General features: G+C 61.1%; 24 protein-coding genes, 1 tRNA gene, 1 pseudogene and 1 riboswitch. Of the genes and pseudogenes, 12 read left to right on the top strand and 14 right to left on the bottom strand.

Annotated features, from left to right (window positions below; translation table 11 throughout):
* Nucleotides 1-62 precede the first annotated feature (62 nt).
* Nucleotides 63-812, top strand: a complete 750-nt coding sequence (locus ACMWLG_RS01620) for an SDR family oxidoreductase (RefSeq protein WP_414762939.1) — start codon at nucleotides 63-65, stop codon at nucleotides 810-812.
* Nucleotide 813: 1 nt separating this feature from the next.
* Here the strand turns inward: ACMWLG_RS01620 and ACMWLG_RS01615 are convergent, their stop codons facing one another.
* Nucleotides 814-1,317 (bottom strand): DedA family protein, encoded by a 504-nt coding sequence (locus ACMWLG_RS01615; protein ID WP_045401766.1) that lies wholly within the window; start codon nucleotides 1,315-1,317, stop codon nucleotides 814-816.
* A gap of 159 nt (nucleotides 1,318-1,476) precedes the next feature.
* Nucleotides 1,477-1,646: riboswitch (M-box (ykoK) riboswitch) on the top strand.
* A gap of 60 nt (nucleotides 1,647-1,706) precedes the next feature.
* On the opposite strand from ACMWLG_RS01615, the gene ACMWLG_RS01610 reads away from it, so the two are divergent.
* Nucleotides 1,707-2,708 (top strand): magnesium transporter, encoded by a 1,002-nt coding sequence (locus tag ACMWLG_RS01610; RefSeq protein WP_023311069.1) that lies wholly within the window; start codon nucleotides 1,707-1,709, stop codon nucleotides 2,706-2,708.
* Here the strand turns inward: ACMWLG_RS01610 and hpxK are convergent.
* The 7 genes from hpxK to hpxU form a co-directional block, all read right to left on the bottom strand.
* Nucleotides 2,674-3,936, bottom strand: coding sequence for an allantoate amidohydrolase (hpxK, locus tag ACMWLG_RS01605; protein ID WP_023311068.1), 1,263 nt, complete (start codon nucleotides 3,934-3,936; stop codon nucleotides 2,674-2,676). The two genes, ACMWLG_RS01610 and hpxK, sit on opposite strands and share 35 nt — an antisense overlap.
* The gene (locus tag ACMWLG_RS01600; RefSeq protein ID WP_045401763.1) at nucleotides 3,933-5,174 is read right to left on the bottom strand and encodes a pyridoxal-phosphate-dependent aminotransferase family protein; all 1,242 of its coding nucleotides are present in this window, start codon (nucleotides 5,172-5,174) and stop codon (nucleotides 3,933-3,935) included. Before ACMWLG_RS01600 ends, hpxK begins: the two co-directional genes overlap by 4 nt.
* 13 nt (nucleotides 5,175-5,187) lie before the next feature.
* Nucleotides 5,188-5,925: an amino acid ABC transporter ATP-binding protein gene (locus ACMWLG_RS01595; protein ID WP_045354547.1), complete on the bottom strand. Its 738-nt coding sequence runs from the start codon at nucleotides 5,923-5,925 to the stop codon at nucleotides 5,188-5,190.
* A complete protein-coding gene (locus ACMWLG_RS01590) occupies nucleotides 5,906-6,562 on the bottom strand; it encodes an amino acid ABC transporter permease (protein ID WP_049008460.1) in 657 nt (218 codons plus the stop codon). The genes ACMWLG_RS01595 and ACMWLG_RS01590 overlap by 20 nt, the downstream gene beginning before the upstream one ends.
* Nucleotides 6,562-7,227 (bottom strand): amino acid ABC transporter permease, encoded by a 666-nt coding sequence (locus tag ACMWLG_RS01585; RefSeq protein WP_045401934.1) that lies wholly within the window; start codon nucleotides 7,225-7,227, stop codon nucleotides 6,562-6,564. The genes ACMWLG_RS01590 and ACMWLG_RS01585 overlap by 1 nt, the downstream gene beginning before the upstream one ends.
* Nucleotides 7,228-7,231: 4 nt before the next feature.
* The gene (locus ACMWLG_RS01580; RefSeq protein ID WP_023311064.1) at nucleotides 7,232-8,014 is read right to left on the bottom strand and encodes a transporter substrate-binding domain-containing protein; all 783 of its coding nucleotides are present in this window, start codon (nucleotides 8,012-8,014) and stop codon (nucleotides 7,232-7,234) included.
* Between the two features lie 191 nt (nucleotides 8,015-8,205).
* Nucleotides 8,206-9,045: a MurR/RpiR family transcriptional regulator HpxU gene (hpxU, locus tag ACMWLG_RS01575; protein ID WP_045401756.1), complete on the bottom strand. Its 840-nt coding sequence runs from the start codon at nucleotides 9,043-9,045 to the stop codon at nucleotides 8,206-8,208.
* 143 nt (nucleotides 9,046-9,188) lie between these two features.
* Between hpxU and hpxW the strand changes: the two genes are divergently transcribed.
* The 4 genes from hpxW to hpxZ are packed head-to-tail and all read left to right on the top strand — an operon-like array spanning nucleotide 9,189 to nucleotide 12,748.
* Nucleotides 9,189-10,772 (top strand): oxamate amidohydrolase, encoded by a 1,584-nt coding sequence (gene hpxW, locus ACMWLG_RS01570; protein ID WP_045401752.1) that lies wholly within the window; start codon nucleotides 9,189-9,191, stop codon nucleotides 10,770-10,772.
* Between the two features lie 10 nt (nucleotides 10,773-10,782).
* Nucleotides 10,783-10,971 (top strand): oxalurate catabolism protein HpxX, encoded by a 189-nt coding sequence (gene hpxX, locus ACMWLG_RS01565; RefSeq protein WP_028012637.1) that lies wholly within the window; start codon nucleotides 10,783-10,785, stop codon nucleotides 10,969-10,971.
* On the top strand, nucleotides 10,968-12,365 hold the full coding sequence (locus tag ACMWLG_RS01560) for an AtzE family amidohydrolase (RefSeq protein ID WP_047633697.1): 1,398 nt from the start codon (nucleotides 10,968-10,970) through the stop codon (nucleotides 12,363-12,365). Before hpxX ends, ACMWLG_RS01560 begins: the two co-directional genes overlap by 4 nt.
* Nucleotides 12,362-12,748 carry an oxalurate catabolism protein HpxZ gene (gene hpxZ, locus ACMWLG_RS01555; protein WP_045401744.1) on the top strand — a complete coding sequence of 129 codons (387 nt, stop codon included), beginning with the start codon at nucleotides 12,362-12,364 and terminating at the stop codon, nucleotides 12,746-12,748. The genes ACMWLG_RS01560 and hpxZ overlap by 4 nt, the downstream gene beginning before the upstream one ends.
* 115 nt (nucleotides 12,749-12,863) lie before the next feature.
* Here hpxZ and puuE read toward each other — a convergent pair whose 3' ends face one another.
* From puuE to ACMWLG_RS01540, 3 genes and pseudogenes are all read right to left on the bottom strand, one after another.
* Nucleotides 12,864-13,763, bottom strand: coding sequence for an allantoinase PuuE (gene puuE / locus ACMWLG_RS01550; RefSeq protein ID WP_226855263.1), 900 nt, complete (start codon nucleotides 13,761-13,763; stop codon nucleotides 12,864-12,866).
* Nucleotides 13,681-14,555: pseudogene (hpxA, locus tag ACMWLG_RS01545) on the bottom strand (allantoin racemase). Before hpxA ends, puuE begins: the two are co-directional and overlap by 83 nt.
* The gene (locus ACMWLG_RS01540) at nucleotides 14,555-15,271 is read right to left on the bottom strand and encodes a GntR family transcriptional regulator (protein WP_045401736.1); all 717 of its coding nucleotides are present in this window, start codon (nucleotides 15,269-15,271) and stop codon (nucleotides 14,555-14,557) included. Before ACMWLG_RS01540 ends, hpxA begins: the two are co-directional and overlap by 1 nt.
* 144 nt (nucleotides 15,272-15,415) lie before the next feature.
* Here ACMWLG_RS01540 and ACMWLG_RS01535 point away from each other — a divergent pair, with 144 nt between their 5' ends.
* A complete protein-coding gene (locus ACMWLG_RS01535; protein ID WP_045401732.1) occupies nucleotides 15,416-16,912 on the top strand; it encodes an NCS1 family nucleobase:cation symporter-1 in 1,497 nt (498 codons plus the stop codon).
* A gap of 102 nt (nucleotides 16,913-17,014) precedes the next feature.
* Nucleotides 17,015-18,331, top strand: a complete 1,317-nt coding sequence (gene guaD, locus ACMWLG_RS01530; RefSeq protein ID WP_045401729.1) for a guanine deaminase — start codon at nucleotides 17,015-17,017, stop codon at nucleotides 18,329-18,331.
* Here guaD and uraH read toward each other — a convergent pair.
* Nucleotides 18,311-18,634 (bottom strand): hydroxyisourate hydrolase, encoded by a 324-nt coding sequence (gene uraH, locus ACMWLG_RS01525; RefSeq protein WP_045401724.1) that lies wholly within the window; start codon nucleotides 18,632-18,634, stop codon nucleotides 18,311-18,313. The genes guaD and uraH overlap by 21 nt on opposite strands.
* Nucleotides 18,631-19,131, bottom strand: a complete 501-nt coding sequence (uraD, locus tag ACMWLG_RS01520) for a 2-oxo-4-hydroxy-4-carboxy-5-ureidoimidazoline decarboxylase (RefSeq protein WP_045401719.1) — start codon at nucleotides 19,129-19,131, stop codon at nucleotides 18,631-18,633. The genes uraH and uraD overlap by 4 nt, the downstream gene beginning before the upstream one ends.
* A gap of 238 nt (nucleotides 19,132-19,369) precedes the next feature.
* Between uraD and hpxO the strand changes: the two genes are divergently transcribed.
* From hpxO to ACMWLG_RS01505, 3 genes are read left to right on the top strand one after another with little or no spacing between them, the layout of a single operon-like run.
* Nucleotides 19,370-20,524, top strand: coding sequence for an FAD-dependent urate hydroxylase HpxO (gene hpxO / locus ACMWLG_RS01515; RefSeq protein ID WP_045401715.1), 1,155 nt, complete (start codon nucleotides 19,370-19,372; stop codon nucleotides 20,522-20,524).
* Nucleotides 20,525-20,541: 17 nt separating this feature from the next.
* Nucleotides 20,542-21,576 carry a molybdenum cofactor-independent xanthine hydroxylase subunit HpxD gene (gene hpxD / locus ACMWLG_RS01510; RefSeq protein WP_045401711.1) on the top strand — a complete coding sequence of 345 codons (1,035 nt, stop codon included), beginning with the start codon at nucleotides 20,542-20,544 and terminating at the stop codon, nucleotides 21,574-21,576.
* Between the two features lie 11 nt (nucleotides 21,577-21,587).
* Nucleotides 21,588-22,523 carry a PDR/VanB family oxidoreductase gene (locus ACMWLG_RS01505; RefSeq protein ID WP_045401931.1) on the top strand — a complete coding sequence of 312 codons (936 nt, stop codon included), beginning with the start codon at nucleotides 21,588-21,590 and terminating at the stop codon, nucleotides 22,521-22,523.
* A gap of 43 nt (nucleotides 22,524-22,566) precedes the next feature.
* On the opposite strand, the gene ACMWLG_RS01500 is transcribed toward ACMWLG_RS01505, so the two are convergent.
* Nucleotides 22,567-22,654 (bottom strand) — tRNA-Ser (locus tag ACMWLG_RS01500).
* Nucleotides 22,655-22,931: 277 nt separating this feature from the next.
* Between ACMWLG_RS01500 and ACMWLG_RS01495 the strand changes: the two genes are divergently transcribed.
* Nucleotides 22,932-24,068, top strand: a complete 1,137-nt coding sequence (locus ACMWLG_RS01495; RefSeq protein WP_045619454.1) for a D-alanyl-lipoteichoic acid biosynthesis protein DltD — start codon at nucleotides 22,932-22,934, stop codon at nucleotides 24,066-24,068.
* Nucleotides 24,069-24,189: the final 121 nt, after the last annotated feature.

Genomic DNA, 24,189 nt, shown 5'->3' with positions numbered 1-24,189 from the left:
GGTTTCCTTTCGATACTAACGTTTCTATAGTGCTTTCTCCAGAGACATTTCAGGAGAAGAACATGGGTCGTTTAACAGATAAATATACGCTGATTACCGGCGGCACCAGCGGCATCGGTCTTGCCACCGCGCAGGCGTTTACCGCCGAAGGCGCGCGCGTCGCCGTGACCGGACGCAACCCGGACACCCTCGCCGAAGCAGAACGTATTCTTGGCGATAAGGCCTGGGTGATCCCGACCGATGCAGGAGATATCGCCTCACAAAAAGCGCTGGCGGAAACCCTCACCGCCCGCTGGCCACGCCTGGACGCGGTGTTTCTTAACGCCGGTGACGTAACGCACGCGCCGCTGGAAGCCTGGCAGGAGGAGGCGTGGGACCGCCTGATGGGCATCAACCTGAAGGGGCCGTTCTTTTTAATTAAGGCGCTGCTGCCGCTGCTGAATAACCCGTCGTCGGTGATCCTCTGCGGCTCGGTGAGCGCGCGCATCGGCCTGCCCACCAGCAGCGTGTATGCCGCGAGCAAGGCTGCCCTGCTGTCGCTGGCGCGCACGCTGTCGGCGGAGCTGCTGCCGCGCGGGATCCGCGTCAACGGCCTGAGCCCCGGTCCGGTGGAAACTCCGGCGTTTACGAAGACGGGCTTAAGCGATGAGGCGCTTAACGCGATGACTGCGGAGATCATCAAGCTGGTGCCGCTCGGCAGAATGGGCTCGACGACGGAGCTGGCAAAAGCCGCGCTCTATCTGGCGTCCGACGAGTCGAGCTACACGGTGGGAACGGAGCTGCTGGTGGACGGCGGAATGGGGAGTTTGTAACTCAAAAGGCGCTGATGCCGGTGATAATGCCGACATACAGCGCCGCCCATGCGCAGGCGGAAAGCAGGCTGACGGCGTAGACCTTGACTGCATTCAGCCTGAGCATGCCCGCCGCCAGCGGCACGATGTAGCGCAACACCGCCAGAAAACGCGACGTAAACAGCACGATGACACCGTTCTTTTGCAACTGATGCTGTACCCGCAAGAACTTATCGGCATGCTTTGAGGTGAAACGCGTGACCAGCCGGGTGTGCCCCATCAGCTGGCCGATATGGTAGTTCAGCACCGAACCCGCCGTTGCCCCCAAAACTATGGCCAGCCACGCCAGTGCAGAATGCATGCTCGTCTGGCTAACGGTAATGCCCGCCAGCAGCATCACCGAGGCGGGCGGCAGCACGGAGGAGATCAGCACCGTCGATTTACTCAGCGCCATCACAAATAACAGCGCGAAAAGATGTGCCGGATACAGCGCAAAATGATTCAGCAGATTATCAAACCACGCCATTACCCTCTCCTTCGTTGATTATTTAATCCTCCATTAGAAATGAATTAACCTAAATAAACCCTCAACATTTTATTAATAAAAATCGTCTAAACCGTTCTTAAACATTATTTAATTTTCTGAGCGGTAAATTTAAATAAGCGTATTATTCCTCTCGTTTTACAACGATCTCGTTATGGCGAGGCTCCTGTACAAATACACGTTATCGCTCTGGTAGGTTCGAGAGAACCGACACAGGGTAAAACAGGCACTGTCGAATCAAGGCTTTGTCAGTATAACTTCCCTCGCGGGATACGGTGTACAGTGCTGAACCCAGGACGTGGGGATCTCCTCTTCGACATGCCCTGTCTTGCTCGCCCCTGAGAGATGTTATTATTCAAAGGGAATTCACTATGTCTTACGCTATTCACAACCAGAATCTGGCATTCAATGACAGCGCCATTGCGCAATATATGAATACCGATTTTATTGTCCTCGATATTTCATTATGCGTGGCGCTGGCGCGCGAGCAATTCTTCGAAAAATTAAAAGACGACGATATTCCGTCTCATATTTTTATTGAAGACAATGGCCGCCTGGCGGGCATGATTGCCGTGCGTAAATTGCTGCAAACCGCCGATACGGTACAGCCGGTGAAATCGCTGATGATTTCGCAGTTTTTGCAGGTCAAACCGGAGGATGAACGTGCCGACGTTGCCGGACTGCTGGCACACGGCGGCGCGGATGTGGTGCCCGTGGTCACCCACGGCAAGCTCGTCGGCTGCCTGACCGAGCGCGAAATCGCCCATCTGCTGGAAGATGACGTCACCGAAGACGCCCAGCTTCAGGGGGCGACGCTGCCGCTGGAGAAGCCCTATCTGGACACCAGCCCGTATAGCCTGTGGAAGAAACGTTCCGTCTGGCTGCTGCTGCTGTTTGTCGCGGAGGCCTACACCAGCTCGGTGATCCAGCATTTTGAAGAGGCGCTGGAGTCCGCCATCGCGCTGGCGTTCTTTATTCCGCTGCTGATCGGCACGGGCGGCAACAGCGGGACGCAGATCACCTCCACGCTGGTGCGCGCCATGGCGCTGGGGGAAGTCCGCCTGCGCGACGTCGGACGCGTGCTGCGTAAAGAGATGACCACCTCGCTGATGATTGCCGCCACGCTCGGTGTCGCCGGGTGCATTCGCGCCTGGATGATGGGGATTGGGCTGGAAATTACGCTTATCGTCAGCCTGACGCTGGTGTGCATTACGCTCTGGAGTGCGATTGTGTCGTCCGTGATCCCGATGGTGCTCAAGCGCTGCGGCATTGACCCGGCGGTCGTCTCCGCGCCGTTTATCGCGACGCTTATCGACGGCACCGGGCTGATTATCTACTTTAAGATCGCGCAATATACGCTGGGGCTGGAGTAACGCGGTCCGCCAGCTGGATCACCGCTCGCGAAAACACCTCAATCGCCAGGGCGACATCTTCAGCCATCACCGATTCCGCCGGATGGTGGCTGACGCCCCCTTTGCAGCGCACAAACAGCATGCCGACCGGCCAGCGTTCCGCGATGGCAATCGCATCGTGGCCCGCACCGCTGGGCAGCGATAGCGAGCGCCCCTGTACCGATGTGACGGCCTCCCCCAGCACCTTTTGCAGGTGGATATCGCACGGCGTGGCGGCAATGCGGTAAAACTCCTCGGCGCTGAAGTCCAGACCACGGCGCGATGCGATCGCCTGGGCATGTTCCAGCAGGTCGTTAAGCAACCGATCAAGCGGCGCATCCTGCGGACCGCGAATATCCAGCGAGAGCTGAACCTCGCCGGGGATTACGTTCACCGCCCCCGGCAGACAGCGCAGCTCGCCAACCGTCGCTACCAGGTTGCCGCCCTGCTGTCGGGTAGCGTTTTCAATGATAACCATCCACTCGGCGGCGGCGGCCAGCGCGTCCCTGCGGTGGAGCATCGGTACGGTTCCCGCGTGCCCGGCCTCGCCGGTAAAGCGGCAGTTCAGACGGCGCGCGCCGTTAATGGCTTCCACCACGCCAAGGGCGAGCGCCTCCTGCTCAAGGCATGGCCCCTGCTCAATATGCAGCTCCAGATAGGCGCTGAAATCCTCCTGACGGCGCGCGGCATGCAGCACGCGGGCAGGATCGAGCCCCACCAGGGTCATCGCCTGCGCCACGCTGATTCCGCTGGCGTCGGCTTTCTCCAGCCAGCCCTGCGGCCAGGTGCCGGTAATGCCCCGGCTGCCTAACAGCGTAATGCCGAAGCGGGTCCCCTCTTCGTCGCAAAAGCCGACAATCTCGATGGCCTGCGCCAGATGCACACCCTGCTGGTGCAGGCTGTCCACCACCTCAATGGCGGTGAGCACCCCAAGCATGCCGTCGTAGCGCCCGGCATTGCGCACGGTATCGAGATGCGAGCCGAGCAGCACCGCCTGCGCCCCTTCCTGCGCGCCCTCATAGCGTCCACAGATGTTGCCCACGCTGTCCTGCCAGACGGTCATTCCCGCCTGGCTCATCCACTGCCCCACCAGCTGGTTGGCCTGCAGATGCTGGGTGGAGAGATAGACCCGCGTCAGCGCATCCGGGGTTTCGCTGATGGCGGCCAGCGCGTCGGCGCGGGCCATCACCCGTTCTGCCGCCGGGCTCATTGCGGCGTCTCGCGGTGATAGTGGTCCCACGCGGCCTGCATGGCGGCCCCCTGCGTGGTGGAGAATTTCAGGTAGTTCAGCACCGACTCCAGCGCGCTCAGGGTGGTCATCACGCAGTCTTTGCGCGCGTTGTAGCCCATGGTGCCGATGCGCCACACTTTGCCGTGCAGCGGGCCAAACGAGGTGCCGATTTCAATCCCGAAATCCTCCAGCATCAGCTTACGCACCTGGTCGCCGTTGACGCCCTGCGGGATAACCACGCCCAGCACGTTGTTCATCTTGTGCTTCAGGTCGCCAAAGGTCTCCAGCCCCATCGCCTGAATGCCCTTCAGCAGCGCATCGCCGTGCAGCTTATGGCGCGCGATGCCGTTATCCAGCCCTTCCTGCAGGATCAGCCGCGCGCACTCGCGGGCACCAAACAGCGCGGTGGTGGCTTCGGTGTGGTGGTTCAGCCGCTCCGGCCCCCAGTAGTCCATCACCATGCCGAGATCGAAGTAGTTGGAGTAGATCATCTCCTCGTCGCCGTCGCGGTGGGCGTCGGTGCGGATGCCTTCCTCAACGCATTTGCGACGGCGGATCGCCTCCTCCATGCGCGCGCTCAGGGTGATCGGCGAGGTGCCCGACGGGCCGCCGAGGCACTTCTGCATCCCGGCCGAGACGGCGTCCAGCCCCCAGGCGTCGGTCTCCAGCGCGTTGCCGCCGAGCGACGCGGTGGCGTCGGTGTAGAACAGCACGTCGTAGCGGCGGCAGATCGCGCCCAGCTCGGCGAGCGGCTGCAGCATGGTGGTGGAGGTGTCGCCCTGCACGGTCAGCAGCAGGCGCGGACGAATACGCTTAATCGCATCCTCTACCTGGTCCGGGGTAAACACCTCGCCCCACGGCACCTCGATGGTATGCACCTCCGCGCGGCAGCGGCGGGCAATTTCGCACAGCAGATGACCAAAGCGGCCAAAGACCGGCACCAGCACCTTATCTCCCGGGCGGATGGCGGAGACCAGAATGGCTTCAATTCCCGCGCGGGAGGTGCCGTCCACCAGCATCGTCCAGCGGTTCTCGGTGCGGAACACCCCGCGATAGAGCGCCATCACCTCGTTCATGTAGTGGGTCATGGCCGGATCGTACTGGCCGATCAGCTGGCTCGACATGACGCGCAGCACGCGCGGGTCGGCGTTGATCGGGCCCGGCCCCATCAGCAGGCGCTGGGGCGGGTTGATTTGCGGAAAGCGTGCGATATCCATTTGTCAGTCCTTATCAGTTGAGGCCGCGCACGGAGGAGATGAACTGCTTCAGTTCCGTGGTCTGCGGGTTGGCGAACAGCGTTTTGCTGTCGCCCTGCTCCCAGACTTTCCCCTGGTGCATAAACACCACGCGGTCGCCCACTTCGCGGGCAAAATTCATTTCATGGGTAACCAGTATGAGCGTCATCCCCTCGGCCGCCAGCTGCTCCAGCACCTTGAGCACTTCGCCCACCAGCTCCGGGTCGAGCGCGGAGGTGATCTCGTCGCAGAGTAAAACTTTAGGCGACATCGCCAGCGCGCGGGCAATCGCCACGCGCTGCTGCTGGCCGCCGGAGAGGCTCGACGGGTAGTAATCCAGACGATCGCCTAAGCCCACTTTCTCCAGCATCTGCTTCGCCAGCTCGCGGCATTCGGCGGCGCTTTTCTTCAGCACCCGACGCGGGGCGAGCATCACGTTTTCCAGCGCCGTCATGTGTGGGAACAGGTTGAAGCTCTGAAACACCATCCCGACCGAGCGGCTGATTTCGCGCGCCTGGGAATCCCGATCGGTAATGGTCATGCCGCCCAGCTTGATGCTGCCGTCCTGATAGCCTTCCAGACCGTTAATGCAGCGCAGCAGCGTGCTTTTGCCCGATCCGCTGCGCCCGATAATGGAGATCACCTGGCCCATGTCGATATCCAGATCGACGCCCTTGAGCACGTGGTTATCGCCGTAGTACTTCTGCACCTGATTAATGGTGATGAGAGGCATTGAATTTCGTCTCCAGATAGCGGCTGTAGCGCGACAGCGGATAACACAGAATAAAGTAGCCGAGCGCCACCAGCGCAAAGACCTTAAACGGCTGATACGTCACGTTGGTCAGCATCGTCCCGGCCTTGGTCAGCTCGATAAAGCCGATAATCGACGCCAGCGCGGTGCCTTTGATCACCTGCACGGCAAAGCCGACCGTCGGCGCGATGCCGATGCGCAGCGCCTGCGGGGCAACGACGCGAAACAGGGTCTGGCCGAAGGTCAGCCCCAGGCAGCGCGACGCTTCCCACTGCCCCTTCGGCAGGGCGCGAATGCTGCCAAACCAGATATCGAGCAGAAACGCGCTGGTGTAAAACGTCAGGGCCAGCGAGGCGGCAGTCCACGGCGAGACGTCGATGCCGAACAGCGCCACGCCGAAGAAGGCCAGGAACAGCTGCATCAGCAGCGGCGTGCCCTGAAACAGCTCAATATAGCCGCGGATAATGCGCTTCACCGTGCGCCCGCCCGTCAGGCGCAGCAGCAGGAGCGGCAGCGTTACCACCGCCCCGCCGACGAACGCCACCAGCGACAGCAGCACCGTCCAGCGTCCGGCCAGCAGCAGGTTGCGAATAATGTCCCAGTCGGTAAAGGTGGTCATCATGCCTGCACCCCCAGCCATTTGCGTCCTGCCGCCATCATCAGCTGGCGCAGGGTTATCGACAGCGCCAGGTAAATCCCGGTTGTCACCAGATAAACCTCAAAGCTCAAAAACGTTCTGGACTGGATCAGGTTGGCGGCGAAGGTCAGCTCTTCATAGGAGACCTGCGACACCACCGACGAGCCGAGCATCACGATGATGCACTGGCTCACCAGCGCCGGGTAAATGCGCTGCAGCGCGGGCGGCAGCACCACGCGAATAAAGGTCTGCAGGCGGGTGAGCCCCAGCACGCGTCCGGCTTCCCACTGCCCTTTCGGCGTGACCTGTATGCCCGCGCGGATAATTTCGGTGCTGTAGGCGCCCAGGTTCACCACCATGGCCAGCAGCGCCGCTTCCCCCGCCGTCATCTTCAGCCCGAGATTCGGCAGGCCGAAGACGATGAAAAACAGCTGCACGACAAACGGCGTGTTGCGGATGATTTCCACATACGCGCCCCAGATCCGGCTGAACCAGGTGGTGCGTCCGCTGCGGATCGCCGCCCCGAAAATCCCTATCGCCAGGCCGCCGACGGTGGCCATCACCGTCAGCTGAACGGTGACCCACAGCCCCGCCAGCAGCTCCGGCCAGTGCGGCCAGAGCGCGGAGAAATGAAGTTGCTCAGTCATCGGCTCAGGCGCCAAGGTTTGCCGGCAGCGGGGCCTTCAGCCACTGTTCAGACAGGCCGTTCAGCGTGCCGTCCTTGATGCCCTGCTCAATCAGCGCATCCACCTTTGCCTTCAGGGCCGGTTCGTTTTTCTTCAGGCCAATAAAGCACGGCGAATCTTTCAGCATAAAGCTCGGCACCGGGGCTTTATCCGCGTTCTGGCGCGAAATGGCCGCCACCACGAGGTTGCCGGTTGCCACGTACTGCACCTGTCCGGAGAGGTAGGCGGAGAGCGTGGTGTTGTTATCCTCGTAGCGCTTCACGTCCGCGTCTTTCGGCGCCAGGCCGGTCAGCACCATGTCCTCCACCGCCCCGCGCGTCACGCCGATGGTTTTTCCGCTCAGCGCGGCGGCATCTTTCAGCTCGGCGCCTTTCGGACCAAACACGCCGAGGAAGAACGGCGCGTAGGCGCGGCTAAAGTCGATCACCTTCTCGCGCTCCGGGTTTTTACCGAGGCTTGAAATGACCAGATCAACCTTATCGGTTTGCAGATACGGCACGCGGTTGGCGCTGGTCACCGGCACCAGCTGCAGCTTGAGCTTCATCTGTTTGGCCAGATAGCGCGCCATGTCGATGTCATAGCCCTGCGGCTGCAGGTCGGTCCCCACCGAGCCAAACGGCGGGAAGTCCTGCGGAACGGCAATGCGGATGGTGCCGCGCTTCTCGATATCCTGAAGCTGGTCAGCCTTTGCCGGCAGCTGTGTGAAGAGACATGCGGCCCCGGCCAGTGCAATCAACAATTTTTTCATGGTGCTTCCCCGTAACGTTAACATGAAACAAAAGATTCTTTGAATGTGATTTTGCAACTAATGTGCCAGATAGGGCGAAGCGGGAAATATTCTTGTAAAGCCTGATAAAACGGGGAAGGGTCGAAAAAACGAGCGTTTTCCCGACCCGCCACATGCACCATTTTAATGCAAAGCACCACCCTGATGCCCCATTATCGTTGTTCGAGTTCGTCCAGCTGCTGGTAGAGGAAGGCAATCTCGTGAATGCGCGGACGGCCTTTATCGAGAATCTCATGCAGGAAAGCGTTCGCCAGCAGGTTGATCAGGCTATTGACCGAGGAGTAGCTGTCATAGGCCGAGACGCTGTCCAGCGGGGCGCAGAGCTGCCAGCTCGCCAGCGGAAACAGGCTGTGCGCCTGCGGCTCGCACATCAGCAGCACCGGAATACCGCTGCTCTGAAGCTGCTGCATCAGCGGGCGGATGATGCGCGGGCGGCGGCGAAAGGCCATCATGACCACCAGATCGTCCGGCGTTAAATCCACCAGCTCCTCGCCCAGGCTCTGCCCCGGCTGCGGCAGGACCAGCACCTGACCGCGCGCCTGCAGCAGCTGCTGGCGCAGGTGCAGCGCCGCCGGATAGGCGTTACGCATGCCGATAATGACGATGCGCCGCGCCTTCACCATGCAGGCCATGGCGTCGGCAAACTGCTGCGCGTCGAGGGCATTGACCCACTGGGTCAGGTTCGCCATCTCCTGCTTATAGTGGCGCGCCAGCAGCGTATTGCCCTGCACCGCGTCGCGGTTATCGGTGAGCGGCATCCCGCTCTGGCGCAGGGTGCGCAGCTCGTCGCGCATGTCCTTATATTTCTCATAGCCCAGACGCTTAAACAGACGGCTGACCGTGGCTTTCGACACCCCGCTCAGCTGCGCCAGCTCGGCACTGTTGTAGCTAATCAGGTCGTCAAAATGGTCGAAAATAAAGTCCGCCACCCGCTGCTCCTGCGGCGACAGCGACGGGTACTGTGCTTTCAGACGTTCATCCAGTTGTTCCATAGCGCCTCTGTAACTTTTGTTTCATCACATTGTACCTTTTATTATGCGTATTCATTATACGTGCCAGTTTACTGAAACTTTTCTTTCAGATCTGGAACAGCTTTTGCAGCACCTTGTGACTTTCAGGGTTACGAGGACGCTTTATGCAAAGTAATGTCTCCACGCACGGCATGGCCGTTGCGCCCCACCATCTTGCCAGCCAGAGCGCGCTGGCGGTACTGCGCGAAGGCGGCAGCGCGATAGAGGCGATGGTCGCCGCGGCGGCCACCGTTGCCGTGGTTTACCCGCACATGAACGGGCTGGGCGGCGATGGCTTCTGGCTTATCGTGCCGCCGGAAGGCGAACCTGTCGCCATTGATGCCAGCGGCGCGGCGGGATCGCGTGCAACGCTCGCCGCCTACGACGGGCTGGCGCATATTCCCCACCGCGGCCCCCGCGCGGCGCTGACCGTCGCCGGCACGGTGAGCGGCTGGGACGAGGCGCTGAAGGTCTCGCGCGAGTTGACCGGCAAGGCGCTGCCGCTGTCCCGCCTGCTGGCCGACGCCATTGACTATGCGCAGAACGGCACGCCGGTCACGGCCTCGCAGGCCCATGCCACGGCCAGCAAATTCGACGAGCTGAAGCACATCCCCGGCTTCGCGGAAACCTGGCTGGTGGACGGCAAGCCGCCAGAGGTCGGGAGCCGCTTTTACCAGCCCGCCATGGCCACGACGTTGACGCGCCTGGCGGAGGACGGTCTGGACAGCTTTTACCGCGGCCCGCTGGCGGAAGTCCTGGCGCACGGCATGGAGACGCTGGGCCTGCCCGTGACGCTGGCCGATTTGCGCACGCACGTCGCCCGGCGCACCGCGCCGCTGAGGCTGCAGCATCAGCAGGGGGAGATCTTTAACCACGCCCCGCCGACGCAGGGGCTGGTCTCGCTGGCGATACTCGGCATCACCGACTGCCTGAATATGGCGGAGGCCGACGACGCCGACACCATTCACCGCATCGTTGAAGCCACCAAGCTGGCCTTTGGCCTGCGCGATGCCCACATCACCGACCCGCGCGAGCTGAAAACCGATATTCAGGGTCTGCTGGATCCCGCCGCCCTGCAGGCGCTTGCCGACAGGGTTGACGACGGCCGCGCCGCGCCGTGGGGCACCGGAAAAGGCCCCGGCGATACGGTGTGGATGGGAGTGATGGACAGCAGCGGGCTTGCCGTGTCGTTTATCCAGAGTATCTATCACGAGTTCGGCAGCGGCGTGGTGCTGCCCGACACCGGCATCGTCTGGCAGAACCGGGGGGCATCGTTCAGCCTCGATCCCGATAGTCTTCTGGCCCTCGCGCCGGGCAAGCAGCCCTTCCATACCCTGAACCCGGCGGCGGCGCGTCTTAAGGACGGGCGCGTGATGGTCTACGGATCGATGGGCGGCGACGGCCAGCCGCAAACCCAGGCCGCGCTCTTTACCCGCTACGCGATTCAGGGCGTGCCACTGCAGGAGAGCATTTCCCGCCCGCGCTGGCTGCTGGGGCGCACATGGGGACAAACCTCGGACACGTTAAAGCTGGAAGGACGCTTTAGCGCTGAGACGGTCTCACGGCTTCAGGCACTCGGACACGAGGTGGAAATGTTCCCTGACTTCAGCGAAGCGATGGGCCACGCGGGCGCGATTGTCCGCCACCCCAACGGACTGTTCGAAGGGGCATTTGACCCGCGCAGCAACGGCGCGGCCGCCGGATTCTGAGGAGAAAACAATGACGACACAACAACCCGACTGGCAGGCGTATCTGGCGCAAATGGAGTCTGTGCTCGGCGTGACGCTGGACGACGCCCGCCGCGCCGAGCTGCAGCTGCAGTTCAGCCGCATAGCAAGCATGGCCGCCCCGCTGATGGCGCTGCCGCTCGACGACCGTCTGGAGATCGCAGGAGTGTATAAAGCATGAGGCTACACGAGATGAGTATCAGCGCGATCCAGCATGCGCTGGGCGCGGGCGAGCTGAGCGCCCAGGAGATAGCCCGTCAGACGCTGGAGGCAATTGCGCGCGTTAACCCGCAGATCAATGCCTGGACCGCCGTGACGGAAGCACGCATGCTCGCCGAGGCCGAGAGCATCGATACCCTCCGCCGCGAAAAGCGCCCCCTGCCGCCGCTGGCGGGCGTACCCTACGCGGTAAAAAACCTGTTCGACGTTGCCGGCCACACCACCCTTGCCGGGGCAGAGCTGTTCAGCCAGCGCCCCGCCGCGGCCGCTGACAGCTTCGCGGTGCGCCAGCTGCGCAGCGCGGGCGGGCTGCTGACCGGGATGGTGAACATGGACGCCTACGCCTACGGCTTCACGACCGAAAACAGCCACTACGGCACGACGCGTAACCCGCACGATCTGGCGCGCATTGCGGGCGGCTCGTCCGGCGGCTCGGCCGCCGCCGTGGCCGCCGGGCTGGTGCATTTTTCGCTCGGCACCGACACCAACGGCTCGATTCGCGTTCCGGCCTCCCTGTGCGGCATCTATGGCCTGAAGCCCACGTTTGGCCGCCTGTCACGATCCGGCAGCCATCCGTTTGTCGCGAGCCTCGATCATATCGGCCCCTTTGCCCGCCGCGTCTGCGATCTGGCGTCCGTATACGATGCGCTGCAGGGCCGGGACAGCAGCGACGCTTTTCAGGCAGAGAGCTCGCGCGAGCAGACGCGCCCCATGCTCGACCGCGGGCTTGACGGCCTGCGCTGCGCGGTGCTAGGCGGCTACTTCACCACCTGGTGCGATGCGGATGCCAGAGACGCCGTGGCGCGGGTGGCAAAGGCGCTCGACGTGCAGGATGAGCTGCAGTTCCCTGATGCCGAACTGGCGCGCTCCGCGGCGTTTATCATCAGCGCATCCGAAGGGGGAAATCAGTACCTGCCCGCGCTTCGCCGCGAGCCCGAGCGTTTTGAGCCGCACTCCCGGGAACGCCTGCTGGCAGGCGCAATGATCCCCTCCGCCTGGTACATTCAGGCCCAGCGGTTTCGCGCGCACGCCCGGCAGGCGTTTAAAACCCTGTTCGCGCAGGCCGACGTGCTGATCGCTCCGGCAACGCCGCGCAGCGCCACGCTCGCGGGTGAGCAGACCATGGAGATTAACGGTCAGCCGCTCCCCATTCGCGCCAGCATGGGGATGCTGACCCAGCCGATTTCATTTCTGGGCCTGCCCGTGACCACCGTTCCGCTGCGCACCGCCCAGGGTGCGCCGATTGGCCTGCAGCTGATTGCCGCGCCGTTTAACGAGCAGGCCTGCCTGCGCGTAGCGCGCGTGCTGGAAGAGAGTGGGATCGCCGACGCGCGTCCGGCGGAGGTGGCCGCATGATGAATCACGATGACATTAACCTGCCGTGGGTGGTTGCCGAGGTGACCGCCGCGTTTTACCGCTATGAAGACGCGCTGGTGAGCAACAACGTTGCGGTGCTGGACGAGCTGTTCTGGCACGACAAAAACACGGTGCGTCTGGGGGCGGGTGAAAACCTGTATGGGATTGATGAAATCCGCGCCTTTCGCGCGGCGCGCCCCGCCGCCGGGCTGCAGCGGACGCTGCGTCACACCGTGATTACCACCTTCGGGGAGGATTATGCCGTGTGCAGCACCGAGTTTACCCGCGAGGGCACGGATCGCATTGGCCGCCAGCAGCAGACGTGGGTGCGGTTTGCCTACGGGTGGCGGATTGTGGCGGCGCAGGTGAGTTTGATGGTGTAACGCTGAAAAACCCGCCCGGTGGCGCTGCGCTTACCGGGCCTGCGATGTCCCGTATGCCCTGTGGGTCCTGTAGGCCGGGTAAGGCGCAGCCGCCACCCGGCTAAACACGGCTCAGTTATTTCTGAAACGGATGCACCTCCCGCCAGTGGTCGGCAATCTGCTGGCGGGTACAGACCCACACCCGCTCGTGCTGCTGCACGTAATCCAGGAAACGCTGCAGCGCGCGAAAACGCCCCGGCCGCCCCAGCAGGCGGCAGTGCATGCCGATGGACATCATCTTCGGCGCGCTTTCCCCTTCTTCGTACAGCACGTCAAAACTGTCCTTCAGGTAGGTATAGAACTGCTCGGCGGTGTTAAACCCCTGCGCGGTGGCGAAGCGCATGTCGTTCGCATCCAGCGTATAGGGCACGATCAGGTGCGGCTTGCGGGAGCCGTCGCCGCAGGCCACTTCCGTCCAGAAGGGCAAGTCATCGCCGTAGTAATCGCTGTCATAGTCGAAGCCGCCGTGCTCCACCACCAGCTGGCGGGTGTTGGGGCTGTCGCGCCCGGTGTACCAGCCCGTCGGCGGCTTGCCGAAAAGGTCGGTCAACACGTGCACCGCCTTGTGCAGGTGTTCGCGCTCCTGGCTGATATCCATGCTCTGGTAGTGGATCCAGCGCCAGCCGTGGCTCACCACGTCGTAATCCGCTGCCTTGATTGCCTCGACGATCTCCGGATGACGCGCCAGCGCCATCGCCACGCCGAAGACCGTCAGCGGCAGGCCGCGCTTTTGAAATTCACTGTGGATCCGCCAGAATCCGGCGCGGCTGCCGTATTCGTAGAGGGAGTCCATCGACATGTGTTTATCCGGGTAGCTGGCCGCGCCGATAATGTCCGACAGGAACTGCTCGGATCCGGCATCGCCGTGCAGAACGTGGTTCTCCGCCCCTTCCTCATAATTGAGCACAAACTGCACGGCGATGCGCGCCTGATTCGGCCACCGCGCGTGCGGCGGGTTGCCCGCGTAGCCGCGCAGATCCCGCGGGTAATTCTGTTCAAAAAGCCCCATTGCCACCCCCAAAAATTAAAATGGATTCAGTGCCTGAAACTGTCCGCTTAACGCTTTTTTCTCCGGGAAGGCCAGATCCCCGTGCTTGCTGGTCGACAGCCCCAGCGCCACAAGCGACTCCACCATCTTCACCGCCGCGCTGACCCCGTCGATGACCGGCACGCGCAGCTCGCGCGTCAGCTCCTGCGCCAGCGTCGCCATGCCGCCGCAGCCCAGCACGATGGCGCCGCAGCCGTCCTCTTTCAGCGCCTGTATACAGCGCGCACGCACTTTTTCCTGCGCCAGACCGCTGCCGTCTTCCAGCGCCAGCACCGGGAGATCGATAGCGTGCAGCGCCGCGCAGCGATCGTGAAAGCCATACTGATGCAGCAGATGGCGGGCAATAATCAGCGTGCGCGGCAGCGTGGTGACCACCGAAAAGCGCGTCGCCACCAGCGTCGCCATATGCATGGCGGCTTCCGCAATGCCTATAACCGGCCCCTGCGCCAGCTCGCGCGCCGCCAGCAGGCCCGGATCGCCAAAGCAGGCGATGACGTGACCGTCCACGCCCTGCTCTCTGCCGAGCTTAACCTGTTCGAGAACCCCCACGGCGGCGATGGCCTCATCAAAGTGGCCTTCTATAGACGGCACGCCCGCGCTCGGGCAGACCGCGAGGATCTCCGTTCCCGGCGCCGCCACCGCGCGGGCCGCCGCGCCGATGGTTTCCGTCATCGCGAGGCTGGTGTTGGGGTTGATCACTTGTATACAGACAGAGGACATTACGACTCCTTGTGGCCGGCAAACAGCCGGGCAAAATCAGGCAGACACTCGCCCGCCCGCTCGAAGCAGAGGCTGGCGACGATATGTTCAAAATGGTGCATTAAGGCATCGCTGAGCGGCTGGAGCGCCTTCTGGCGCAGCAGATCCACAAGCTGTTCGTGATCGTTGCAGCGGCACCCCTGACGCCACGGCGCGCCCCAGGTGGCAATCACCAGCGACGAGCGCTGGCTCAGGCCGGTCACCATCTCCGTCAGCACCTGGTTGCCGGAGATGGCCTGCAGCTGAATGTGGAAATTGGCGGAGTGGCGAATTGCCGCCGGGCCGTCGTACGCCTCGTGCGCCTGCTGCTCCTGGCGAATGATGGCCTCCAGCGCGGCAAGGTGCGGCGGCTGGCAGCGGGCCAGCACGTCCGGCAGGTTGGCGACCTCCAGCAGGGCGCGGGTGCGGAAGATGTGTCGCGCCTCTTCCACCGTCGGGCTGGCGACGTGTGCACCACGCTTGGGCGTCAGGGTGACCATTTGCACAGCGGCGAGTCGTTGAAGCACCTTGCGGATGCCCGTGCGGCTTACGCCAAACACCTCGGCCAGCGCCTCTTCCGGCAATTTGCTCCCCGGCAGCAGCTGATGTTCGACAATCGCGGTCATCAGCGCCTGAAAGATCGATTCGTCTTTGTCATGCAGGTCTGGCGCGGTCTGCAGGGCGTTTATGTTGTTCATTCACCACTCCGTCTTTTACTCTTCGTTATCGAATCGTATACATAAAAATAAAATATTGCATACAAGATTTATTATTTTGGCCTGGATCCTGCAACACCGTTTGCACTCCCGCTTAACGGGTTTTCATTCACAGGAGCAGGTTTCATGCCAAACAGTCAAAACGCACAGCAAGGTACGGCCGCTGATTCCGGTGCGGTTTACAGCCCACGTCTTTGCAATGAGGATCTGGCACCGACGCGTGACCAGAACTGGAGCTGGTACAACATCTTTTCGTTCTGGATGTCGGACGTTCACAGCATGGGGGGTTATGTTGTCGCCGCGAGCTTCTTTACGCTCGGGCTGGCAAGCTGGCAGGTGCTGCTCTGCCTGCTGGTGGGGATTTGCATCGTGCAGCTGTGCGCCAACCTGGTGGCCAAACCAAGCCAGATGGCTGGCGTGCCCTATGCGGTGATCAGCCGTCAGGCGTTTGGCGTCTTCGGGGCCAATATTCCGGCGGTGATCCGCGGGCTGATTGCCTTCGCGTGGTACGGTATTCAGACCTATCTGGCCGCCAACGCCCTGATGCTGGTGGCGCTGAAGTTCTGGCCGTCGCTCTCTTCGCTTACCACAGGCGCGTTCCTGGGCCTGTCGCATCTGGGCTGGATCTGCTTTGCCATTATGTGGGTACTGCAGGCGATGGTTTTCTGGCACGGCATGAACGCCATCAAGCGCTTTATTGATATCGCCGGTCCGGCGGTCTACGTGGTGATGCTGGCCCTCGCAGGCTGGATTGTATACAAGACCGGTTTTGACGGCATTTCCTTCACCCTCGCCAGCAAATCCCTGAGCGCGGGCGAGCAGACCTGGCAGATGATCACCGCGACCGCGCTGGTGGTGTCTTACTTCTCCGGCCCGCTGCTCAACTTTGGCGATTTCTCCCGCTACGGCAAAAGCATGGGTGAGATCCGCCGCGGCAACCGCTGGGGGCTGCCGTTTAACTTCCTGCTGTTCTCCATCGTCACCGTAGTCATTGTCTCCGGCACCCAGTCGCTGTTTGGCCGCATGATCACCGACCCGATCGAAACCGTCAGCCGCGTGGGCAACGATCTGGCCGTGGCGATTGGCCTGCTGACGATGATCACCGCCACCATCGGGATCAACATCGTCGCGAACTTCGTCTCCCCGGCGTTTGATTTCTCTAACTGCTCGCCGCAGAAAATCAGCTTCCGCACCGGGGGCATGATTGCCGCTGTCGGCTCGATCCTGCTCACCCCGTGGAACCTGTTCAACTCGCCGGAGCTTATCCACTACACCCTGGACGTGCTCGGGGCGTTTATCGGCCCGCTGTTCGGCATTCTGATTGCCGACTTCTACCTGATTAAGCGCGGCAAGGTGTCGGTTGACGATCTGTTCGACGACACGCCAAAGGGCAAATACTGGTACCGCAACGGTTTCAACCCGAAAGCGATTGGCGCGCTGATCCCGTCCGTTGCCGTGGGCCTGGTGATTAGCTTCATCCCGGCCCTGCATGAGGTGGCAAACTTCAGCTGGTTTATCGGCGTCTTCCTCGGCGGCGTCACCTACCGCTGGCTGGCGCGGGAAGAGCGCGAGACGGCGGGCGCGACGTCGTTCAGCTCCCGCGTGGCAACGCAAAAAGAGTAACCCCCTCCTCCGGCCGCAGCGTATCTGCGGCCCGTTCATTCTGGCACCGTTCTTGCTGCGCCTTCTCACCCCCGCTACGCAAACACTAAGGCAGGAACCATGATGGATTACCAGACAGCGATCCGCGGCGCATTTTTTGATATTGCCCAGGTCTGCGACAGCGCAGACGCGATTGCCCAACACGCGCGCTACCTTGAGGACGGGCTGCTGTTTATACAGAGCGGGAAAATTCTGGCGCACATGCCGTGGCAGGAGGGTGAGCAGTATCTTGACCCCCACAAGGGCTACACCGACCTGCGCGGCAGGCTGCTGTTGCCCGGTTTTGTTGACACCCACGTCCATTATCCGCAAACGGAGATGATCGGCGCCTTTGGCGAACAGCTGCTGGAGTGGCTGACCACCTACACCTTCCCGGTGGAGAGCCAGTTTTCCAATGAAGCCTACGCGAAAGAAATCGCCGAATTTTTCATTCAGCAGCTGGTGAGCAACGGCACCACCACCGCGCTGGTGTTTTGCACGCTGCATCCGGAATCGGTCGAGGCGCTGTTTACCCAAGCCCTGCGCCTGAACATGCGCCTTATCGCCGGAAAGGTGATGATGGACCGGCACGCGCCGGACTACCTGAGCGAAGATGCAAAGCAGAGCTACCGGCAGACGCGGGAGTTGATCCAGCGCTGGCACCATCGGGGGCGGCTGGGGTATGCCATTACGCCGCGCTTTGCCCCAACGTCCTCTCCCGAGCTGCTCGCCGCGGTTAGCCTGCTCAGAGAGGAGTTTCCGGATACCTGGCTGCAGACCCATCTCAGCGAAAACCCAAACGAAGTGGCCTGGGTGAACGATCTCTGGCCGGAGCACGAGCGCTATCTGGACGTGTATCACCACTACGGCCTGACCGGCGAGCGCAGCGTGTTTGCCCACGCGATCCATCTGCACCACAGCGAGTGGCAGTGCCTGCACGACACCGGCTCGGCGGTGGCGTTTTGCCCCACCTCTAACCTGTTTCTCGGCAGCGGGCTGTTTCGCCTGCCCGCCTGCTGGCAGCACAGGGTGCGCATGGGCATCGGCACAGACGTCGGGGCGGGTACCACCTTCAGCATGCTGCGCACCCTGGGTGAGGCCTACAAGGTCGTCCAGCTTCAGAGCTACCGCCTGCGCGCCAGCGAGGCGTTTTATCACGCCACGCTGGGCGGCGCGCACGCTCTCAGGCTCGAAGATAAGATTGGCAACTTCGCGCCCGGGAAAGAGGCGGATTTCGTGGTGATTGACCCCGACGTGACGCCGCTGCAGCGCCTGCGCAATCGCCGCTGCCAGGATATCTACGAGCAGCTTTTTGTGCTGATGACCCTCGGCGACGAGCGCAACATCAGCGAGACCTGGGTCAACGGCGAGCGGGTGTGGTCAACTGCCCCGGTAGGTTGACCACCCGCCGGGCGCAATCACAAACGGCAGGTGGAAATGTTCGTCTGCCGTTTCTCCCGTCACAAAATCAATTTGCGCGCAGGGCCAGATCGTGTCGCGACCGGTTTCGCTAAACCACGCGCCGATCTCCGCCACCAGCCGATAGCGGCCCGCGGGCAGAGAGGGAACGAACGCGGCGATGCGCCCCTGGGCGTTGGTCACGCCCGTGGCCATGATTTCGCCCTCCCGTTCGAGATGAACCGTCACGCCCTCTGCGGGTTTGCCCGTTGAGATATCCAGAATATGGGTGCTAAGTGTGCTCATTCGCTAATGACTCCTTCCAGCCGTAGCAGCGTAATTTCCCGCAGCTGTTCCAGCGCGGCACGGACTTCCTGCGCGTCGCTGTTCTCCAGCCGCGCGTGCAGCGCCTGTAAAATCTCCTCGCCGCTGCGGCCCTTCGCGCGGATCAGAAAGACGCGTCCGAAGCGGGCCTCGTAGCGGGCATTTCCCTCACGCAGCGCCCGGACAAGGTCAGCATCGCGATCGTTCACCTCGCCCTGCTCCTGGCGCGACAGCGCCGCCTCCGCCTGTGAACCTGCGGGCTTTTCCCCGATGCGCGGATGGGCGTTCAGGGCCTGCGCCAGCGCCGCTTCATCCCAGTTTTGCGTCAGCGCGCTTGCCGTACTGAACAATTCGTCCCGGCTGGCGTAGGGTCGCCTCAGAGCCAGCGCATCGGCCCACTCGGGGAGCGCCACGCAGGGATGAATCAGCGCTAACGCCTTTTCGTGGGGAAGATGATTGAAGTCGTGCAGTGCGATCATAGCGTCTCCTTTATTGTCTTCCTTCGGGTATTGCACAAACCACGCCACTCTGAACGCGGGTGTGAAACAGTCGATTCCGTATAGCTCAACTGGAAATTTTTGATTCAAAAAAAGGCACGTTCACCGTGTTTGCGCACCTTAGCAGTGCAAACGTCCCCCTCACAACGCCGTTTTCGCCACTCTGCAGCCTGGTACGCAAATTGCTGAATGTCTTTACACCCTGCAAAAGGAGAGAAGCATGAGAGCAATCGTCATTGGTGCGGGTATTGGCGGCCTGAGCGCCGCCGTCGCGCTGAAGAAAGCGGGCATCGACTGTACCGTGTTTGAAGCCGTCAAAGAGATCAGGCCCGTCGGGGCGGCCATCTCCATCTGGCCTAACGGCGTGAAATGCATGCAGCACCTCGGCATGGGCGACATCATCGAGACGTACGGCGGGCCGATGCGTTTTATGGCCTACAAGGATTACCGGCGCGGCGACACCCTGACCCGCTTCAGCCTTGCCCCGCTGGTTGAGCGTACCGGTGGGCGCCCCTGCCCCGTCTCGCGCGCCGAGCTTCAGCGCGAAATGCTGGACTTCTGGGGGCGCGACAAGGTGCAGTTCGGCAAGCGCGTCGAACGCGTCCATGAAGACGACGCGGGCGTGAACGTGACCTTCACCGATGGCACCACGGTAGCCGGCGATTTTCTGATTGCCGCCGACGGCAGCCACTCCGCCGTGCGCCCGTACGTGCTGGGGTATACCCCGGAGCGCCGCTACGCCGGGTACGTGAACTGGAACGGGCTGGTGAAGATTGACGAAGAAATCGCCCCGGCGCACCAGTGGACCACCTTCGTTGGCGAAGGCAAACGCGTGTCGCTGATGCCCGTCTCCGGCGGACGCTTCTACTTCTTTTTTGACGTGCCGCTGCCCGCGGGCCTGGCGGAGGATCGCACCACCCTGCGCGCCGACCTTACGGGCTACTTCCGCGGCTGGGCGCCGCCGGTGCAGAAGCTTATCGCGGCGCTGGATCCTGAAACGACCAACCGCATTGAAATCCACGACATTGAGCCGTTCGACAGCCTGGTGCGCGGCAACGTCGCGCTGCTCGGCGATGCCGGACACAGCACCACGCCGGATATCGGCCAGGGCGGCTGTGCGGCGATGGAAGATGCCGTGGTGCTGGGAGAATGCCTGCGAGAAAACCACAACATCACGCTGGCGCTGCGGCAGTACGAGGCGCTGCGCTGCGACCGGGTGCGCGACCTGGTGCTGAAGGCGCGTAAACGCTGCGACGTCACCCACGGTAAAGACATGGCGTTGACGCAGGCCTGGTATCAGGAGCTCAAAGAGGAGACCGGCGAGCGCATCATCAACGGTCTGTGCGAGACCATTCAGGGCGGCCCGTTAGGCTGAACGTAAGAGGGATAACGATGAAAAGAGAACCGACTCCACCCGCCCACTGCACGTTTGAGCCAGAGGACTGGCTCCGCCTGGCGAAATGCTGGCATCCGGTCGCGCGCGCCTGCGACGTTGGCCCGGCACCGGTTAAGGCGACCCTGCTGGATGAACAGCTGGTGATTTACCGGATTAACGACCAGGTCGTGGTCGCCCGTGACGTCTGCCCGCACCGCGGCGTGCCGCTGACGCTCGGCTTTCACGATGAGCATGGGATTATCTGCCCCTACCACGGCCTCCGCTTTGGGGAGGACGGGCGCTGCAACCGTATTCCGTCCAGCCCCGACCAGCCCGTTCCGGCGAAGCTGAACCTGATAAACTACGCCGTGGAAGAGCGCTTCGGCCTGATCTGGACCTGCCTGGCGTTTGACCCGGACAATCCTGTACCGCTGCCCACCATGCCGCACTGGGATGACGACGGATTTCAGCAGATCAACTGCCCGGCGTTTGAGGTGAACGGCTTTGCCGGTCGTCAGGTAGAGGGGTTTCTGGACGTAGCGCACTTTGCCTGGATCCACACCGATACCTTTGCCGATCCCAGTAATCAGCTGGTTCCCACCTATCAGCCGCAGGAGACGCCGTTCGGTTTTGTTGCCGATTACTGGAGCTCCGTGAGCAACTATCCCGCCAGTTCACCCGTGCAGGCGCCAGAAGGGTTTCAGTGGCTGCGCCATTTTGAAATGCATCTGCCGTTTACCGCCACCCTGACGATTCATTTTCCGGGAGAATCGAGACTGGTCATTATGAACGCCGCATCGCCCGTCTCGTCACGTGTAACCCGCATGTTCGCGCCGATCGCGCGTAACTTTGACCTGCATATCCCGGTGGAAGATGTGCATGCCTTCAATCTGCGGATTTTTGAAGAGGATCGCCTGATGGTCGAAACCCAGCGCCCGGAAAGTCTGCCGCTGGATCTGACGCTGGAAGCCCATATTCCCGCCGATAAAAGCTCAATTGCCTACCGTCGGGGACTGAAGAAGATGGGCTTTGGCGAATTTTTCCTCGTATGACGGAGGCCGATATGCTGAGCGTAATTGTTGACGGGCTGTGGCGCGAGGGCGACAAAAGCCTCGCCGTCAGGCTGGTAGCTGAAGACGGTAACGCGCTGCCGGCGTGGCAGCCCGGCGCGCACATTGATGTGCACCTGCCCTGCGGCGCGGTGCGCCAGTATTCCCTGACCGGGGCATGCGGAGACGAGAGCTATCTTATCTGCGTGGGACGGGAAACCGCCTCGCGCGGCGGATCGCGCTACGTTCACGAGACGCTGCGACCCGGGCAGAAATTAGCGATTTCTGCTCCGCGCAATCTGTTTCCGCTGCATCAGGCTGATCGGGTGTTGCTGCTGGCGGCAGGCATTGGCATTACGCCGCTGTATGCAATGGCCCTGCAGCTGAAGGCGGCCGGAACGCCGTTTGAGCTGCACTATTACGTCAAACGCCGCGAAAGCGCGGCGTTTGCGCGCGAACTCTTCCGGTTCGGTGAGTGCCAGATTCATACCGCCAGCCCGCGTACGGCGCTGGCAGAACATCTTCCGGTGGCTGAGTCGGGGCTTCACGCCTGGATCTGCGGTCCGGCAGGGTTTATGGAAAAAGTGCGAGACGTGGCGACGGCCAGGGGATGGGATGATGGTCATCTTCACAGCGAGGCGTTTCAGCCCGCGGCCCCTGCCGCACGCGGTGACGCAGGCGAGATCTTTACGGTCAAACTCGCCTCGACCGGGGAGCGCTGGCCGGTGCCCGCGGATAAGACCATCGCTCAGGTATTACAGGAAAACGGCGTAGACGTGCCGCTTTCATGCGAAATGGGGATCTGCGGGGCGTGCCTGACGCCGGTGATTGACGGCGTGGTGGATCATCGGGATAGCGTGCAGTCGGAGGCGGAAAAAGGCGCGCCAAACCAGCAGGTGGCGCTGTGCTGTTCTCGAAGCCATTCCGGGGAACTGGTGATTGCGCTGTAAAACGAAAAAACCCTGCGATATTGCTATCGCAGGGTTTCGAATTTGGCGGAAGCGTAGAGATTCGAACTCTAGAACCCTTTCGGGTCGCCGGTTTTCAAGACCGGTGCCTTCAACCGCTCGGCCACGCTTCCAAAGTGAGGCGCACTATAAACATCTATTAGCGCCTTGTAAAGCAGGAATTTTTCTATTTTTACCCACCGGCGTTTGACTGCGCAAAAATCACCCATACGCTGCTCTCACGTCACTCACCTCGACCTTGTACATACCGTAACATAGCAACGCTCATCCTTTTAAATCGCTCTGGTATAGAATGCCTCAAAAATAGAAGGTCATTTGTTGTGTAATTGTTATAAATCTGAATTCCCGCAGATTTTAGACATTACTGCCATGCAGTGTTACGGGTTGATGATGAAAATCAAAAATACGCTTTGCTTACATATCCTGATGGCGACTCTGGCCATTTTGTTCCTCGGTGTTCACCCGCTGGTGACGAGCTTCAATCCGCCGCTCACCTTCCAGCCGCTGATAAAATCAATGGCGGGCACGCCTAAAGAACAAGCGGAAAAAATTGCGACTATTTCCCATGCCTTAGAAGGGAATGCTATTTTCTTCATTGGCGCCTCTGAGGTTGCCACCTCAGAAGATGAACATTACGCCGTATATAATTACTTTAATAAGCAATTGCACAAACCCGTCGTGGCGTATGGCGATGCGTTCGTCGATGATGAAACGCAATTTTTACTGTTCTCACGTTTTAAAAATAGCCTTAACGCAAACAGTAAAGTTGTTTTGCTTCTGGCTCCTGACAGCTTTTACTCAAAAGGGCTGCCACCGGCTATCTATGCCGATAATTTTCCCGGCTCTATTTTTAATCCGCTGATGAAGGATCCGCAGGCGCGCCCGCTGCTGGTTAATTATTTAAAGCATATTGATAGTAAAGAAATAAGCCATTTAACCTTTGGCCAAATGCGGGTCTTTGGCTGGCACCCCGATCTGATGTGGGACGAACTGAGCTTCCAGTTTGCCAACGTCTGTACCATGATAAAAAACGACTGGCTGGCGCTGCTCAACGTCACGCCCCAGGCGGTACAGCCGTGGCCGCCGCAGACAGCCGCCCACATTGCTCCCGACTGGGATAAAGAGCTGGCGAATGCGCGCGAGTTAAATAAAAAACGCCAGCAGAGCGCGGCCACGCTGTGGATGGACAAAACGATTTACGAGGAGGACGGTACGCGGCAACAGTGGGATGACACGCCCGTCGTGCCTGCGCAAATCGCCGCGTTCAGTAAAACCGTCCAGCTGTTGAAAGAACGTCACGTGCAGGTGATTGCTATCGTCGACCCGGTTAACCCCTGGGCGCTTTACAATACCGATACCTTCCGTCCGGTTGATAAGCAAATAAAAACCATTCTGGAAAAGAACCAGATCCCGTATTTAGATATGTACGCCATGCCTTATCAAAATGGCTGGAACTGGGATCGTTTGCACCCTTCCGAACTGGCCTGGGTTCCTATGATTCGCTTTATTGCACAGAGCTTTAAATAATGAAAATCGCGATCCGTCTTTTTTTCCTTTATCTCCTGCTGGCGATCACCATCGTCGCGTGGACCTCTGTCGATGACAGCATGAGTATGCAGCTGCATTTTGAATATCAAAAGTTCTGAGG

Source organism: Enterobacter sp. 01-M-02-SI-ECC (assembly GCF_047530595.1).
In the GTDB taxonomy this organism is placed as follows: domain Bacteria; phylum Pseudomonadota; class Gammaproteobacteria; order Enterobacterales; family Enterobacteriaceae; genus Enterobacter; species Enterobacter cloacae_M.
Note: the sequence above shows the minus strand (reverse complement) of the source record. Positions and strands in the feature narration are given on the sequence as shown.